Genomic DNA, 15,182 nt, shown 5'->3' with positions numbered 1-15,182 from the left:
GCCTCAGCCGCGCAGGATGAGCCCGTCGGCGACGTAGAACAGCACGACGTCGATCTGGTCCACGGGCACGCCGTGCTTGGCGTGGTAGGCCTGCCGGTACAGCTGCAGCTGCAGCATCCGCTCATCGCGCTCGGCCGCCGTGCGCGGCGCGCGCCCCGTCTTCCAGTCGACGATCTCGATGCGGTCGCCGCGGCGGTAGACCGCGTCGAGCTTGCAGATGATGACGTGAGGGCGGCCGTCGCCGAGCGCGTCGGGCATCGCGACATCGATCTCGGTCTCGACCTCGATCGGCTGCAGGTGTGCCCACTCCGACGCGAGGAAGCGTTCCTGCAACTGCGCGAGCTCGCTCGCCTCGGGTGCCGCACCGCTGCCGGCATCCTCCGCGGCGGCGTCGTCCCACAGCGCGTCGTCCAGCGTCGCCCCGGCCGCGACGACGCCCGCGCGCTGCTCGACCCACGCGTGGAACAGGGTGCCGAGCCGGGTCTGGCGATACGGCCGCTCCGGCAGCGGCCGCTGCAGCGCGGGCGCGGCGCCCAGGTAATCCTTGAACCGGGACGCCGGGATGCGCACCGGCGCGTCGGGCGCCGGCGGATTCTCCCGTGCGGCGCGTTCAGCCAGGAGCAGCGCCAGCTCCGGAGTCGGCTCCGGCGGATCGGCCGCTGCCTCACGGGCGCGCTTCGCCGCCTGTTCCACGATCGCTCGCCGGCTGCCGAGCGGGTCGAGCGGCCACTGCAGCAGGCGGCGCTGCCCCTCGTACGGGTTCTCGCCGGTGTCGTCGGGCTCCGCCAGCGTGATCTCCAGTGCGTCGGCGATCTCACGCAGGAACGGGCTCGGGGCTCGGGAGGACTTCGTGCCCGACCAGCTGGAGCCGGTGAGCAGCAGGTGATCGCGCGCCCGCGTGACCGCGACATAGGCGAGGCGCCGTTCCTCCTCGATCTGCCGGGCGCGTCCCGCCGCGACGAACTCGGCGAGGGCGTCTTTCAGGTCCTGCTGGGTCGGCGCGTCCGCCGCGCGCCACCGCAGCGCCGGGAGCCAGGGGGCGTCGCCGCGGAACTCGTACGGCAGCACGCCGAATCCCAGCCAGCCCTGCGTGTCCTTCGCCCGCGTCGGCAGTTCGTCCGCCACGAAGCGCACGACCGCGACGGCGTCCCACTCCAGGCCCTTCGAGCCGTGGATCGTGAGGAGCTGGACGACGTCGTCCTCGGGAGGCTCGGTGCGCGGCGCGAACTCGTCGAGTCGCTCGGCGTGGTCGAGCCACGCCAACAGGCTCGGCAGCGATCCGTGCTCGTCGGTCGCGAGGAAGCCGTGCAGCTCGTCCACGAACGCACGCAGCTGATCGCCGGCGGTGCGTGCCGGCCCGCGCGCCTCGTTCGCGGCGAGCTCGATATCGAGCCGCAGTTCGAGCTCGATCGTGCGCACGAGCTCGGGGATCGGCAGGGTCGCCTGCCGCCGCAGCCCGGCGAACACGGCGGCGGCGTCGCGCAGGCGTTCGCGGGCGGCGGGGGTGAACCCGGTGAGCCAGCCGTGGTCGAGCGGATGCCGGGTGAAGAAGTCGAGCGCGTCGATGAGCGACCCCTGCTCGTCGCCGGCCGACGTGCGCATCCGCTCGACGACCTCGGGGGCGAGCGGCTGCAGGGCGCTGTCGTGCCGCGAGATGCGCCGTGCGAGCTCCGCCAGCGCCCGGAGGTCCGCGAGCCCGATCGCCCAGCGAGGACCGGCGAGCAGCCGGATGAGCGCGGAGCCGGCGCGGGGATCGCTGATCACCCGGAGGGCGGAGACGACATCGACCACCTCGGGTGTGGACAGCAGCCCGCCGAGCCCCAGGATGCGATGCGGGATGCGGCGACGCCCGAGCGCGTCGGCGAAGCGGACCATGTGCTTCTTGCTGCGGAAGAGCACCGCACCGGTGGTCTTCCGTCCGGCCTGTGCCCGGGCGGCGCGCGTGGCGGCGAACCATTCCGCCACACGGTCGGCCTCGGCGTCGATGTCGGACTCGAAGCCGATCTCGACCTCGCCGGCGGGCGCGCCCGGTCGCGCCCGCAAGGGCTCGACGGCGACCGGCGCCGATGCCGCCAACGGCGCCAGGACCGCTCCGGCGGCATCGAGGACGCGGGCGCTGTTGCGCCAGCTGGTCATGAGGGAGAACGACACGGCCTCTCCGGAGGACGAGAACGCGGCCGCGAACCCGCCGAGGTTGCCCGCGCTCGCGCCGCGCCACCCGTAGATCGACTGGTGCGGATCGCCGACGGCCATGACCGCGGCATCCCGGAACGCGGCTGCCAGCAGATCGGTCTGCACGACGGAGGTGTCCTGGTACTCGTCGAGGAGCACCACCCGGTGGCGTTCGCGCAGCTCCGCCGCGACCGCCGGCTGCCCGGCCAGCACGCCGCACGCCCCCGCCACCTGGTCGGAGAAGTCGATGACGCCGCGTCGCCGCTTGCGATCGGCATACTCCCGCGCGAGGTCGGTGAGCACCGCCAGCCCTCCGACGCGGGCCGCCGCTCGGGCGATGTCGGCGTACACCCCGACACCCGCCTTCGCCGAGGGGCGTTCGAGGACCTCGGCGAAGGCGTCGGGGAAGGCGGCGAGCTCGTCGAGATCGACGCGGTTGTCGACCGCGTCGCGCGCGATGCGCAGCGCGCCGTCGATGATCGTCCGCAGCGCCTCCTCGCGCTGTTCCAGCCGTGCATCGTCCGACTCGAGCACGACGCGCCGCATGAGCAGCCACGCCGCGGACTCGCTGAGCACGGCGGCTTCGGGATCACGGCCGACGCGGACGGCGTGCTCACGGACGATGGCGTCGGCGAAGCTGTTGTAGGTCGCGATGGTGGGCCGGTGCAGGAGCGCGTCGGCGTCCGGCGCCGCGTCGGCGCTCGTCGCCCCCGTCAGCGCCACGAGCTCGTCGAGGACGGCGCGGCGCGCGCTCTCGGGCGCGCCGGCCCCCTCCATGTCGACGAGCATGTCCAGCCGTCCGGCGGCGTGCAGTGCGTCGAGGTGGGGCACGAGGCCGCGGCGCTCGAACTCCGCGAGGCGGTGCAGGCGTCGGTGGATGCGCTCGGCGAGTTCGCCCGCGGCCTTGCGGGTGAAGGTGAGCCCGAGGATCTCGTCGCGGCGGACGGCGCCGGTCGCGACGAGCCAGACGACGCGTCCGGCCATCGTCTCGGTCTTGCCGCTGCCGGCGCCGGCGACCACGAGCGCGGGCGCCAGGGGGGCCGCGATGACGGCCGCCTGCTCGGACGTCGGCGGGAACTGGCCGAGGGCCGCCGACAGGGCGGCGGGAGAGACCGTGACCGTCTCGACGAGGGCGGATGCCGGGGCGTTCACGAGGCGCTCACCGCCCCGATCGTGTGGATGCGGCAGAGTCCGTACGCGTAGTCGTCACGGCAGTGCTCCTCGTAGGGCGCGGCGAACGTGGTGCCGCTCATGACGTCGACGGCGGCCCGCACCCGCGCGAGGAACGCCGCGGTGGCCTCCGCATCCATCGGCGCCTGACGGGGCTCGACGTAGTCCTTCGTGGCCGCCGTCGGGCGCAGCACGAGTAGCTTCGCCCCGCCCGGGGTGAGGCCCTCCGCGGCGGGGATCGCTCCCTCCGCGAGAGCGAGCTGGTACGCCGCGAGCTGGGGGTTGTCGGCGACCTTGGCGTCGGTCTGCGGTTCGCGCTTGCCGGTCTTCAGGTCGACGATGACGACCTCGCCCGCGCCGGTGCGCTCCACCCGGTCGATGTATCCGCTGACGACCGCGCCGTGCGCGCGCGGCGGATCGAGGGCGACGGGCACCTCGAAGTGCGGCTCCGCCCCGAGCAGGGTGCCGCCGTCGGCCTCGAACCGCCGCAGGTACAGGGCGAGACGTCGCACGAGGTCCCGCGCACGCTGCTGCTCCGCGCGGTCCCGCCACGGCGACTCGAAGTCCAGCTCCCCCCACCGCTCGGCCACCACCGCCCACAGCGCCGCCTCGTCGATGCCGTCGGCGTGCTCCATGGCGGCGTGCACGAGCGTCCCGAGCCCGGCGACGGCTCCCCCGGCACCCGCCCCCAGGTCGCCGATCACCCAGTCGAGTTGGCACTCCTCGAGGGCCTGCAGCCGCGACGGCGAGACGCGCACATCCTCGCGGTCGAGGTCGCGCAACGGCGCGGTCGAGCTCGGCGGCAGAATGCCGAACCACTCCTCGGGCGCGGCACCCGGCACCCGCGCGGCGGCGAGCACGGCGAGCTGACCGGCCGCCGCGGCGGCCGCGGTGTCGGGGACATCCTGGCGCGTGAGGGTGCGGCGGTGCGCGGCGACGAGACCCCGCAATGACAGCGGATGCTCGGGTCCATGCGCCGCGGTCTCCGGCGGCGGCAGGAGTTCGAACAGCGGGCTCGGGCCGGTGTCGTCGTCGTCGACCGCGGTGACGACGAGCAGTCGGCGTGCCCGCGAGCACGCCCGCGCGAACAGGCGGAGCTCGTCGTGCAGCACATCGCGGCGCCGATCGAGGGTGCTGGCGGCGGCATCGGCTCCGCTCGCCGCGGCGGCGAGCCGCCAGGTCTGCAGCAGACTGCCCCGTGACCGCAGGTTCGGCCAGACGCCGTCCTGCACGCCCGCGACCACCACGGTGTCGAACTCGGCGCCGAGGGCTCCGGCGGGGGTGAGGATGCGAACGGCGTCCGCTCCGTCACCGGCACCGAGCCGATCCTCGGCGACGTCGGAGTCGAGCACACCGCGCAGGAACCCCAGCGCCGTGGTGCCGTCGGCGCGCTCCCCGTGACGTTTGGCCGCCTGGAACAGCGCGACGACGGCGTCGAGTTCTCGCCCGGCCTGCGCCGCGAGGGGTCCGGTGCCCGCCGCCGCGGCCGCCCAGCCGCGCTCCGCGCCGAGACCCTCCCACGCCGTCCACAGCAGCTCGTGCGCCGTCGCTCCGGTCGCCGGATCGGCGAGCCCCCGCTCCCACTGCTCCCGCAGCCGTTCGAGCGTCCGGGCGATGCGCTCGGCCCGCCGGCCCTCGCGCGTGTCGAGCAGCGCGAAGGCGATCGGGTTCGCGAGCGCCGCGCTCAGCAGCTCCGCGCCGGTCCGTGGGGCCGCGGAGTCCTCCGCCGGCGCGGATGCCGCGGCATCCTCTCCCGCCGCATCAGCGCGGAGCGAACCCGCTTCCGCGCCGTCCCCGGCGAGGTCGGCCGCGAGCGCTGCGTGCCGCAGCGCCGTGCGCAGCCGCCGGATCTCGACGGGGTCCATGCCGCCGCCGGACAGGGCGGCGATCACGTCGTCGTTCGACCATTCCGCCGCGGGTCGGGCCGCGAGCACGACGAGTCGGAGCAGGTCGGCGACGGCGCGGGTCTCGGCGAGCGGCCGCACCTGGCCCGTCGCGCGGGTAGGCACCTCCCGCGCCGCGAGCTCCGCCTCCAGCGCCGTCACCTGCCGGGTGTCGTGTGCGATGACGGCGCACGCGCGCCACGGCACGCCGTCGTGGACGTGCCGCTCCCGCAGCAGCCACGCGATCATGTCGTGCTCCTCGCCCGCCGAACGGGCGGACAGCGTCCGCACGCTCCGATCGGCCTCCGCGATCTCGTCGGTCGCGTCGGCGGGGAGCGGACGCCGGTGCGCGACGACGCCGACGGCACCGATCCGCGCGGTGATGCCCGCGACCAGCCGTCGCTGGGCCGGGGTGCCGCGATGGCCCTCGGGCAGCACGAACAGCGGGCTGGAGGCCGCCAGCCGCGCGAAGTTGGCCGGGCTCGCGCCGCGGAACGCGCCCGACCCGACGTCGGGGTCGCCGAACGCGAGCACGGCGACCCCGCGCGCCCGGCAGGCCTCGAGCAGCTCGACGCCGCCGAGGGTGAGCTCCTGGGCGTCGTCGACGACGATCGCGGCGAGGCGCTCGACGGCTGCGAGCGCCGGCGATCCCGCCGGCTGCGTGCGCACAAGGCCCAGCGCCTCGCGCACGAGTCCCGCCGCGTCGCGGTGCGCCCCGCGCAGCTGGTCGCGCACCGACAGATACTCCCTGGTGAAGGATGCCGCGGCCGCCCACTCCTCGACGCCGGTACGGGCGGCCAGGTGCGCGAGCCGGTCGGGCTCGATGCCCAACTGGGCGCACTCGGCGAGGAACGCGCGCAGCTCGGTGCGGAACCCGCGGGTGGCGCGCACCTGCGACGGCAGCGTCGACGGCCAGCGCCGGATGCCGTCGGCCTCATCCTCGGCGTCGCCGTCGAGCAGGTCGGCGATGAGCTGATCCTCGTCCGCGCCGGTGAGCAGCTGCGGCGGCTCGGCGCCGGTGTGCACGGCGTGCGCGCGGACGATCTGATACGCGAACGCGGCGAGGGAGCGTGCCAGGGCTCCGGGAGTCGCGATCCCCACCGCGAGGGCCAGCCGGTCGCGCAGCGCCGTCGCGGCGGGCCGCGTGGGGGTGAGCACCACGACCTGTTCGGGCTGGAGCGGGGGCACGACGCCCACGTCGGCGGGGGCACCGCCAGGGGCCGCGGGGCGCAGCAGCGCCGCCACGCGCGCCACGACCGTCGTGGTCTTGCCCGATCCCGGGGCACCGGCCACGACGCCGGAGACGTCGACGGGAAGGTCGGCCACGGCGCGCTGCGCGGGGTCGAGGACGGGCTCCGCGGCGGGGGCGACGGGGGCGGCATCCATGCTCTTCACGGTAGCCGCCCGCGCCGACACCGCCCCGCCGCGGGACGTTCGCGCACAGCGAGCACCGCGGCGGCCCACGCGCGGCCGTGACGGCGCAGCCGTGTCGTAGAGTCGAGATGCGGCCGGCACCTCGGTCGCATCGTCTTCAGCAAAGCGAGGCAGTCACCCGTGGAGATCCGCATCGGCATCGCGAACACGCCGCGAGAGCTCAGCTTCGAGTCCGCCCAGTCGGCGGCCGACGTCACCAAGACGGTCGAGAAGGCTCTCGACTCCGAGGTCTCGTTCGTGACCTTCACCGACGTCAAGGGCAACACCTACATCGTGCCGACGGCGGGCATCACCTTCATCGAGGTCGGGACCGAGGAGTCCCGCCGCGTCGGCTTCGTCGCCTGACCCGGCCCGCGCCGACGTGGACATCCTCCTCGCCCTCATCTTCGGCGCCGCCTACGGCGGCGTGCTGCACTTCCTCATGCCCGGCCGCACCTCGCGCGGCGCGGCCCTGGCGCCGATGATCGGCGCCGTGACCGGCGGGGCGACCTGGCTCGCGCTCACCTGGGCGGGGCTCGTGACCACCGATGCGTGGCTGTGGATCATCTCGCTCGCCGTCCCCGTCGCCGTGGTGCCCGTCGTCCTGACGGTGCTCACCCGCACGCGTGCGTCCCGCGACGCGCAGGAGCGCATCCGGCTGAAGATCGCCTGACTCCCGACGCGTCAGGCGTCGAGGTCCATCGCCGCCATGCGGCGGGAATGCGCGCCGAGCAGATCGGTGAACACCGGCTCCACCTTGCGCTCCTCCGCCGCATCCAGCGTCTGCGGGCGCAGCGCGCCGCGGGCGATGAGAAGCGTGTCGCCCACGAGGCGGCGGCCCCACAGCGCCAGCAGCGACTTCCACTCCTCGTCTGAGGCGATCGCCTGCGCGATGATCGCGACGAGCGCCTGCCGGTCGTCGTCCTGACCGAGGATCCGTGCGACCCGGTCTCCTGTGGCCCCGTAGCTGGCCGACAGCGCGACGTAGAAGTCGTCGAGCATGCCCGCCGTGATGTGCACCGACAGCATCGTCTCCAGCGGCCGTGCGCCGTGCGTCGCCCGCCGGAACGCGTCCAGCGGCTCGCGGAAGGGCAGCATGAGGTCCAGCGGGTCGTCGCCGCGCTCGCGGATCACCTCGACGAGCTCGCGGTGCTTCAGCAGCGCGGCACCGGCCGCCCGCGACAGCGACTCCTTGTGGCTGAGCTCCGGGGTGGGGGCGATCAGCGCGCTGAGGGTCTCGAAGAAGCCGAGCTGCAGGTAGGCCGCCTGACCGAGGAACGTGTCGATCGCCGGTGCCAGCTCGGCGAAGTCGACGCGACTGACGTCACCGAAGTCGCCGCGCGAGCGCACCTTCAACGTGCGGGCGGCGGTGCGATCGCGCTGCCAGGGCCAGGTCACCACGTCTACAGCCTACGGCCGCCGCCGTGCGCACCGCGGCATCCGTGTGCCGCGCGCGGCCCGCTTCCGCGGCCCCGCCGGCCGCCTCCGCTAGGCTGGTGGGGTCCCGGCGACGGATCGGGACCACCGCGCCTGTGGCTGAGTGAAGGGCGTGGACTTCTTCACCCGGCGGCTTCTCACCGCCAGACAGGCATGACAGCATGACGACTTTCGCAGAGCTCGGCGTCGACCAGGACATCGTCGATGCCCTCGCGGCCAAGGGCATCACCGACGCGTTCCCGATCCAGGAGCAGACCATTCCCCTGGGCCTTCCCGGCCAGGACATCATCGGCCAGGCCAAGACCGGCACCGGCAAGACCTTCGGCTTCGGCATCCCCGTCGTCCAGCGCCTCGGCCTCGACCCGGAGCCGGGTGTCAAGGCCCTCATCGTCGTGCCGACGCGCGAGCTCGCCGTGCAGGTCTACGAGGACATGGACATGCTGACCTCGAACCGCTCCACGAGCGTCGTCGCGATCTACGGCGGCAAGGCCTACGAGGGCCAGATCGACCAGCTGAAGGCGGGCGCGCAGATCGTCGTCGGCACCCCCGGGCGCCTTATCGACCTGAACAACCAGCGTCTGCTCGACCTGTCGCACGCGACCGAGGTCGTGCTCGACGAGGCCGACAAGATGCTCGACCTCGGCTTCCTCGCCGACATCGAGAAGATCTTCCAGAAGGTCGCCCCGGTGCGTCACACGCAGTTGTTCTCGGCGACCATGCCGGGGCCGATCGTCGCGCTCGCGCGGCGGTTCATGTCGAACCCCATCCACATCCGCGCCACCGACCCCGACGAGGGCCTGACGCAGGCGAACATCCGCCACCTCGTCTACCGCGCGCACTCGCTCGACAAGGACGAGGTCATCGCCCGCATCCTGCAGGCCGAGGGTCGCGGCAAGACCGTCGTGTTCACCCGCACCAAGCGCGCCGCGCAGAAGCTCGTCGATGAGCTCAACGACCGCGGGTTCAACGCGGGCGCCGTCCACGGCGACATGAGCCAGGAGGCGCGCGAGCGCTCCATGGCGGCGTTCAAGGCCGGCAAGAAGGACGTCCTCATCGCGACGGATGTCGCCGCGCGCGGCATCGACGTCGACGACGTCACCCACGTCATCAACCACACGATCCCCGACGACGAGAAGACCTACCTGCACCGCGCGGGGCGCACCGGCCGCGCCGGCAAGACCGGCATCGCGGTGACGTTCGTCGACTGGGACGATCTGCACAAGTGGGCCCTCATCAACCGCGCGCTGGAGTTCGGCCAGCCCGAGCCCGTCGAGACCTACTCGTCGAGCCCGCACCTGTACACCGACCTCGACATCCCCGCCGGCACGAAGGGGCGCATCGCGAAGGCACCGCGCACCGAGTCGGTCCGCACGCAGCAGCAGCCGGCGCGCGCCGCCGACGCCGCGGCCGAGGGCACCGGCGAGGGCGGCTCGCGCCGCCGGCGCCGCCGTCGCACCGGCACCGAGCAGGTCGGGGCGAGCTTCGCCGAAGGCGCGGATGCCGCGGCATCCGCCTCGGGCACGGGCGTCGCGACGGCGGAGCGCGACGCGGACGGCGCCGGCACGCACGACGGCGCCGGCCGCGAGCACCACGATGGCAAGCCCGCCCCCGCACGCCGGCGGCGTCGCCGCCGCGGCGGTGGCGGTGGCGCCGCGGGAGCCCCGGTCGCGGGAGCCTGAGCCCCGACCGCTCATCCGACGCGGGCGAATCCGGGCCTCCTCTTCCGGCACCGGGCGCGCCCGGGGTTCTCGGGTGAGCGCAAGCGGCATCCGCCGCCCTGCGTATCCGGAGAGGCTGTCATGCGCGTGTGGGACGCTGCCGTGGAGTACCGCGGCTTCTGGGGATCGTTCGCCGATCTCATCTGGTGGTTCCTGACCATCTTCATCTTCGTGGCGTACCTGTTCGCCCTGTTCGCGATCATCGGAGACCTCTTCCGCGACCGCAAGCTCTCGGGCGGGTGGAAGGCGGTCTGGATCTTCTTCCTGATCTTCTTCCCGATCATCACCGCGCTCATCTCCCTGATCGCGCGCGGTCGGGGCATGGGCGAGCGTCAGGTCGAGGCGGCGCAGCAGTACAAGGCGGCACAGGACGACGACATCAAGCAGGTCGCCGGCACGAGCCCGGCCGAGCAGATCGCCCAGGCCAAGAGCCTGCTCGACTCGGGCGCGATCTCGCAGGCCGAGTTCGACGCACTGAAGGCCAAGGCCCTGGCGTGACCGCCGGGCGCTGAGTGCCCAGCGAGCGCCCTCGTCTTTCCTCAGGGGAAGACGGGGGCGCTTCCCGTTGCGCGGTCGATGATGCGGGCGACCATGTCGTCGCCGGTCGTGTGCTCCCCCGGCAGGTTCGGCTTGCCGAGCCCGTGATAGTCGCTGGAGCCGGTGACGATGAGACCCTCGCGGGCGACGAGCTCGCGCAGCGTCGTCAGCGCCGGCTCGACGTTCTCGCGGTGGCCCAACTCGAATCCCGCCAGGCCCGCCGCCAGCATCCGCTGGACGAGCGGTGCCGGCAGGAGGCCCGCCCGCCCCGCGGGATGGGCGATGATCGGCACGCCCCCCGCGCCCGCGATCGCCGCGACCGCGGTCACCGGATCCGGCGCGTAGAGGTCGACGTAATAGGGGCTCCCCGGGTGCAGGATGCCGGCGAACGCCTCGCCGCGGTCGACGACGTGCCCCTTCGCGACGAGCGCATCCGCCAGGTGCGGCCGGCCGACCGTCGCCCCGGCGGCGGTCTGGTCCTCGATGTCCGCCCAGGACAGGTCGTAGTCGCGGCCGATGAGCTCGGCCATCGTGCGCGCGCGCGTGAGGCGGGAATGGCGGATGCGGTCGGTCAGCGCGCGCAGGTCGCCGTCATCCGGATCGAACAGGTAGCCGAGCACATGGACGCTGCGCCACTCGTGACGCGCCGACAGCTCCATGCCCGGCAGGAACGTCATGCCGAGGGATGCCGCGGCCTCCGCCGCCTCGGCCCAGCCGGACGTCGTGTCGTGATCGGTGAGCGCGGCCGTGCGCAGCCCCGCGCGGTAGGCGGCGGCCATGACGGCCGCGGGCGGCTCGGTGCCGTCGGAGTGGTCGGAGTGCAGGTGCAGGTCGCTGGGGCCGCGAAACCGTGCCCCGGTGGGCTCCTCGGAGTCGGTGTCCGTGACCATCCTCCGAGCGTACCGGCCGCCATCGGGAGGAGCCCGTGCGGACGTCGGGGTTCTTTCAGATGCGCTCCCGTAGAGTCGCTGACGTGCTGCGCCTGCTCGGAATCCTTCTCACCGTGGCCGCGGCGATCGCCGCCGCGATCGTGACGTGGCCGCAGTTCTTCCGCCTGGAGCGCAGCTACCCGTTCGCGCAGATCGTGTCGCTGCGCGGGGTCGTCGTGCTCGTGTTCGGCGCCGTGCTGGTGCTCGCGCTCATCGCGTGCCTCAGTCGCCGCACGCGCGCCTTCGCCGGCTCGATCGCCGTCATCGCACTCGTCGCCGGCGGCGTGAACGCCGGCATCCTCGTCTCCCGCGGGGTCGGCCCCGGCGCACTCCCGGCCCAGACCGAGACGAGCATCCGGGTGATGACGTGGAACACCGCCGGCGATGCCACCGACGCCCACCTCATCGCGCAGACCGCCATCGCGATGCAGGCGGACATCGTCGCCCTGCCCGAGACGACGATCGAGACCGGTGAGGCCGTCGCGATCGCGATGCGGGAGATGGGCTCGCCGATGTGGGCGCACCACGAGAACTACGGGGAGCGCGAGGGATATCCCGACTGGGCCGCGAACTCGACGACGCTGCTGATCTCCCCCGACCTCGGCGATTACGCCGTCGTGGACTCGACCGCCGACGGCACCACCAACACCTCGTCGGTGCCCTCGCTGGTGGCCATGCCCGTCGACGGCGCCGGACCGACGATCGTCGCCGTGCACGCCGTCGCCCCGCGGCAGGCGTTCATGGCCGATTGGCGCAGCGACCTGCAGTGGGTCGCCGACCAGTGTGCCGGCGGCGACGTGATCATGGCGGGCGACTTCAACGCGACCGTCGACAACATGGCACGCCTGGGGACCGGCTCCGGCACGCTCGGCGCCTGCCACGATGCTGCGGCGCAGACCGGCACCGGCGCGCTCGGCACGTGGTCGACCGACTGGCCACGCCTCATCGGCACGCCGATCGACCACGTCATGGCCACCGACGCGTGGACGCCGGTCGGCTCGGTCGTGCTCGACTCCCTCGACCCCAGCGGCAGCGACCACCGCCCCCTCGTCGTCCAGTTCGAGCCCGCCGGCTGACCTCCCGCGCGCGGCAAGTGGGAGACTGGGAGTATGAGCGAGACGACGCAGGCGAGCGAGACGGTCACGAGCGAGCAGCAGACGGCGCAGGCGTCGGCGGAGAACACGAACCGCAAGCAGCCCTTCCCGAAGGGGTTCCTCGAGACGATCTCCACCGGATGGGCCGAGCGCCCCGACCTCACCCCGCCGCAGCGTGCGCAGGCTCCCTACGCCGCCGCCCGTCGCGACGCCGTCTCGGCCGCCTTCCCGGGCAAGCGGCTCGTGATCCCGGCCGGCTCCTACAAGCAGCGCTCCAACGACACCGACTATCCCTTCCGCGCGCACTCCGCGTTCGCGCACCTCACCGGCTGGGCCAGCGACAGCGTGCCCGACTCGGTGCTCGTCTTCCAGCCGCGCGAGGACGCGGCATCCGGCCACGACGTGACCCTCTACCTCCGTGAGCGCGCCGACCGCACGACCGCAGAGTTCTACGGCGACGCCACGATCGGGGAGTTCTGGATCGGCCCGCGCCCCGCGTTGGCGGGCGTCGCCGCGGACCTCGGCGTGCCGACGGCGCACATCGACGAGTTCACCGCGACCGAGGGCGACCTCGTCCTCGATGAGGATGCCGACCTCACACGCTTCGTGTCGGAGCTGCGCCTGGTCAAGGACGAGTACGAGATCGCGCAGTTGCGCCTGGCCGTCGCGGTCACCGCGCGCGGGTTCGACGACATCGTCGCCGATCTCCCCCGCATCATCGACACCCCCCGCGGTGAGCGCGCCGTGGAGGGCGTCTTCCACCACCGCGCACGCATCGAGGGCAACGGCGAGGGCTACGACACGATCGCCGCCTCGGGGCCGCACGCCTGCTACCTGCACTGGACGCGCAACGACGGTGCGGTCGTGCCGGGCGACCTCATCCTCATCGACGCCGGCGTCGAGGTCGACAGCCTCTACACCGCCGACATCACCCGGACCCTGCCCGTCAACGGCACGTTCACGTCGATCCAGCGGAAGATCTACGAGACCGTCCGCGAAGCCGCCGACGCCGCGTTCGCCGCGGCGCGGCCGGGCGTGAAGTTCCGCGAGGTGCACGAGGCGGCCATGCGCGTCATCGCCGATCGCGTCGCCGAGTGGGGCCTGCTGCCGGTGACCGCCGACGAGGCGCTGGACGCCGACCGCGGCGGGCAGCACCGCAGGTACATGGTGCACGGGACGAGCCACCACCTCGGCATCGACGTGCACGACTGCGCGCAGGCGCGCCGGGAGATGTACTACGACGGCATCCTGGCGCCCGGCATGGTCTTCACGATCGAACCGGGACTGTACTTCCAGATCGATGACCTGACCGTGCCGGAGGAGTACCGCGGTATCGGCGTGCGGATCGAGGACGACATCCTCATGACCGCGGACGGGCCGGTAAACCTGTCCGCCGGCATCCCCCGCACCGCCGACGAGGTCGAGGCCTGGATCGCGCGCCTCGCGCGCTGACCCGGCTCGGTAGGACGCGCACCCCGCGGCAGAGGAACGTCAGGGCGGCGCACCGCAGCCGCCGATTCGGTCAGGCGAACCGGGCGCGCAGCCACGGCAGGATGGATGCCGCGACCTCGGCCCCGGTGACCTCGGGCGCCCGCCGCGCGCCGGCGACCTCGAACGAGTGGCCGCCGCCGTCGAGCCACAGCACCTCGGCATCGGGGCACGCGTCGACGGCATCCGCCAGCTGCGACACGGGCTGGACGAACGGGTCCCTCGTCCCCGACACGAACAGCTGCGGCGCCGTGACGAGCGGCAGGTGCGACACGCGCACCTTCTCGGGCTCGCCGGGCGGATGCAGCGGGTAGCCGAGGTACAGCAGCCCTGCCGGAGCGATCGCCCCCTCGGCCGCGGCCATGGACGCCATCCGGCCGCCGTAGGACTTGCCGGCGGCGATCAGCGGAACGCCGGGCGCGAGGTCGCCGAGCGCGGGCATGACCGCCTGCCAGGTGGCCACGGCGTGGGCGGCCGGTCCCGGCATCCGCCGACCCGCCTCGGCGTAGGGGAAGGCGAAGCGCAAGACCGTGACACCCGCGTCGGTCAGGGCACGGGCGAAACCCTCGAGGAACGGGTGGGTCATCCCGGCGCCCGCACCGTGCGCGAGCGCGACGGCCGCCCACGGCCGCGACGGCGACGTCGACAGCGTCGAGACCGTCACCGCCCCCTTCGGCAGCGCGACCTCGATCGCGCCGGGTTCAGCGGTCGTCGGCATCCGGACCCGTCGCCGGCGGCGCGGGCTCGTCGTCCGGGAGCCGCGGCGGATCGACGCGCTCACCGTACTGCGGGGGTGCGGGGTCGACCCGCTCGCCGTACTGCGGCGGCACGGACGGGTCCACCGGCGGCTGCGGAGCGGCCGGGGCCGGTGCCGCCGGCGCGACGGCCCGTCCGACGATTTCGCGCGCGCGGTGGATGCTGCGGGGCAGCACCGTGACCTCGTAGCGGTCGGCGAGGACCTGCGTCACCGACGTGTAGTCCCGGCGCCGGCGCACGATCGCGTACGTGATGAGACTCATGAGCATGCCGAGCGCGATGCCGACGAACATGACGCCGACGAACAGCTGGATCGCGGCGTTGGGCGTGCCGAGGACGAAGATCGCCGAGAACAGCAGGCCCAGCAGGATGCCGTTGATCGCGCCCGACCGGGCGGCGGCGGCGTAGCCGAGGCGTCCGGTGACCGTCTCGACGGAGCGCAGGGCATGGCCGATGATCGCGATGTCGCGAGCCGGGATGTCGGCCTCGACGAGCTGCGACACGGCCTTCTGAGCGGCCTGATACGTCGCGTAATCGGCGATCTTCTCGCCGTGTTCCTGAGGAATGCCGCCCACCATGCTCACC

General features: G+C 73.5%; 12 protein-coding genes. 6 read left to right on the top strand and 6 right to left on the bottom strand.

The features are described 5' to 3' along the window. Positions 1–3: 3 nt before the first annotated feature. Together JOD60_RS09680 and JOD60_RS09675 are read right to left on the bottom strand one after the other, a co-directional pair. A complete protein-coding gene (locus JOD60_RS09680; protein WP_076690432.1) occupies positions 4–3,324 on the bottom strand; it encodes an ATP-dependent helicase in 3,321 nt (1,106 codons plus the stop codon). Continuing rightward, entirely contained in the window at positions 3,321–6,611 is a 3,291-nt protein-coding gene (locus JOD60_RS09675; protein ID WP_076690431.1) for an ATP-dependent helicase, read from the bottom strand. Before JOD60_RS09675 ends, JOD60_RS09680 begins: the two co-directional genes overlap by 4 nt. A 168-nt stretch (positions 6,612–6,779) precedes the next feature. Here JOD60_RS09675 and JOD60_RS09670 point away from each other — a divergent pair, with 168 nt between their 5' ends. Then, complete coding sequence (locus JOD60_RS09670; RefSeq protein WP_076690430.1) at positions 6,780–7,004, top strand: DUF3107 domain-containing protein; 225 nt, start codon at positions 6,780–6,782, stop codon at positions 7,002–7,004. Between the two features lie 16 nt (positions 7,005–7,020). Continuing rightward, positions 7,021–7,311 carry a hypothetical protein gene (locus tag JOD60_RS09665; RefSeq protein ID WP_076690429.1) on the top strand — a complete coding sequence of 97 codons (291 nt, stop codon included), beginning with the start codon at positions 7,021–7,023 and terminating at the stop codon, positions 7,309–7,311. A gap of 11 nt (positions 7,312–7,322) precedes the next feature. Here JOD60_RS09665 and JOD60_RS09660 read toward each other — a convergent pair whose 3' ends face one another. Further along, the gene (locus JOD60_RS09660) at positions 7,323–8,039 is read right to left on the bottom strand and encodes a ferritin-like fold-containing protein (protein WP_076690428.1); all 717 of its coding nucleotides are present in this window, start codon (positions 8,037–8,039) and stop codon (positions 7,323–7,325) included. A 197-nt stretch (positions 8,040–8,236) separates the two neighbouring features. Here JOD60_RS09660 and JOD60_RS09655 point away from each other — a divergent pair, with 197 nt between their 5' ends. Continuing rightward, complete coding sequence (locus tag JOD60_RS09655) at positions 8,237–9,754, top strand: DEAD/DEAH box helicase (RefSeq protein WP_076690427.1); 1,518 nt, start codon at positions 8,237–8,239, stop codon at positions 9,752–9,754. Between the two features lie 120 nt (positions 9,755–9,874). After that, on the top strand, positions 9,875–10,291 hold the full coding sequence (locus JOD60_RS09650) for an SHOCT domain-containing protein (protein ID WP_076690426.1): 417 nt from the start codon (positions 9,875–9,877) through the stop codon (positions 10,289–10,291). Between the two features lie 41 nt (positions 10,292–10,332). Here the strand turns inward: JOD60_RS09650 and JOD60_RS09645 are convergent, their stop codons facing one another. Beyond that, complete coding sequence (locus JOD60_RS09645; protein ID WP_076690425.1) at positions 10,333–11,220, bottom strand: PHP domain-containing protein; 888 nt, start codon at positions 11,218–11,220, stop codon at positions 10,333–10,335. 83 nt (positions 11,221–11,303) lie between these two features. Between JOD60_RS09645 and JOD60_RS09640 the strand changes: the two genes are divergently transcribed. After that, on the top strand, positions 11,304–12,335 hold the full coding sequence (locus JOD60_RS09640; protein WP_076690424.1) for an endonuclease/exonuclease/phosphatase family protein: 1,032 nt from the start codon (positions 11,304–11,306) through the stop codon (positions 12,333–12,335). Between the two features lie 33 nt (positions 12,336–12,368). Next, positions 12,369–13,805: an aminopeptidase P family protein gene (locus JOD60_RS09635; protein WP_076690423.1), complete on the top strand. Its 1,437-nt coding sequence runs from the start codon at positions 12,369–12,371 to the stop codon at positions 13,803–13,805. 70 nt (positions 13,806–13,875) lie between these two features. Here JOD60_RS09635 and JOD60_RS09630 read toward each other — a convergent pair whose 3' ends face one another. Beyond that, on the bottom strand, positions 13,876–14,559 hold the full coding sequence (locus JOD60_RS09630; RefSeq protein ID WP_157127923.1) for an alpha/beta hydrolase family protein: 684 nt from the start codon (positions 14,557–14,559) through the stop codon (positions 13,876–13,878). Next, positions 14,543–15,175: a YflT domain-containing protein gene (locus JOD60_RS09625; RefSeq protein ID WP_076690422.1), complete on the bottom strand. Its 633-nt coding sequence runs from the start codon at positions 15,173–15,175 to the stop codon at positions 14,543–14,545. Before JOD60_RS09625 ends, JOD60_RS09630 begins: the two co-directional genes overlap by 17 nt. Positions 15,176–15,182: the final 7 nt, after the last annotated feature.

It is taken from the genome of Microbacterium aurum (assembly GCF_016907815.1).
In the GTDB taxonomy this organism is placed as follows: domain Bacteria; phylum Actinomycetota; class Actinomycetes; order Actinomycetales; family Microbacteriaceae; genus Microbacterium; species Microbacterium aurum.
Note: the sequence above shows the minus strand (reverse complement) of the source record. Positions and strands in the feature narration are given on the sequence as shown.

What these genes read in the sequence shown, in the direction of transcription:
- JOD60_RS09675 (WP_076690431.1), bottom strand. Translation starts at nt 6,611, where the DNA reads ATGGATGCCGCCCCCGTCGCCCCCGCCGCGGAGCCCGTCCTCGACCCC.
- JOD60_RS09655 (WP_076690427.1), top strand. Translation starts at nt 8,237, where the DNA reads ATGACGACTTTCGCAGAGCTCGGCGTCGACCAGGACATCGTCGATGCC.
- JOD60_RS09650 (WP_076690426.1), top strand. Translation starts at nt 9,875, where the DNA reads ATGCGCGTGTGGGACGCTGCCGTGGAGTACCGCGGCTTCTGGGGATCG.
- JOD60_RS09645 (WP_076690425.1), bottom strand. Translation starts at nt 11,220, where the DNA reads ATGGTCACGGACACCGACTCCGAGGAGCCCACCGGGGCACGGTTTCGC.
- JOD60_RS09635 (WP_076690423.1), top strand. Translation starts at nt 12,369, where the DNA reads ATGAGCGAGACGACGCAGGCGAGCGAGACGGTCACGAGCGAGCAGCAG.
- JOD60_RS09630 (WP_157127923.1), bottom strand. Translation starts at nt 14,559, where the DNA reads ATGCCGACGACCGCTGAACCCGGCGCGATCGAGGTCGCGCTGCCGAAG.
- JOD60_RS09625 (WP_076690422.1), bottom strand. Translation starts at nt 15,175, where the DNA reads ATGGTGGGCGGCATTCCTCAGGAACACGGCGAGAAGATCGCCGATTAC.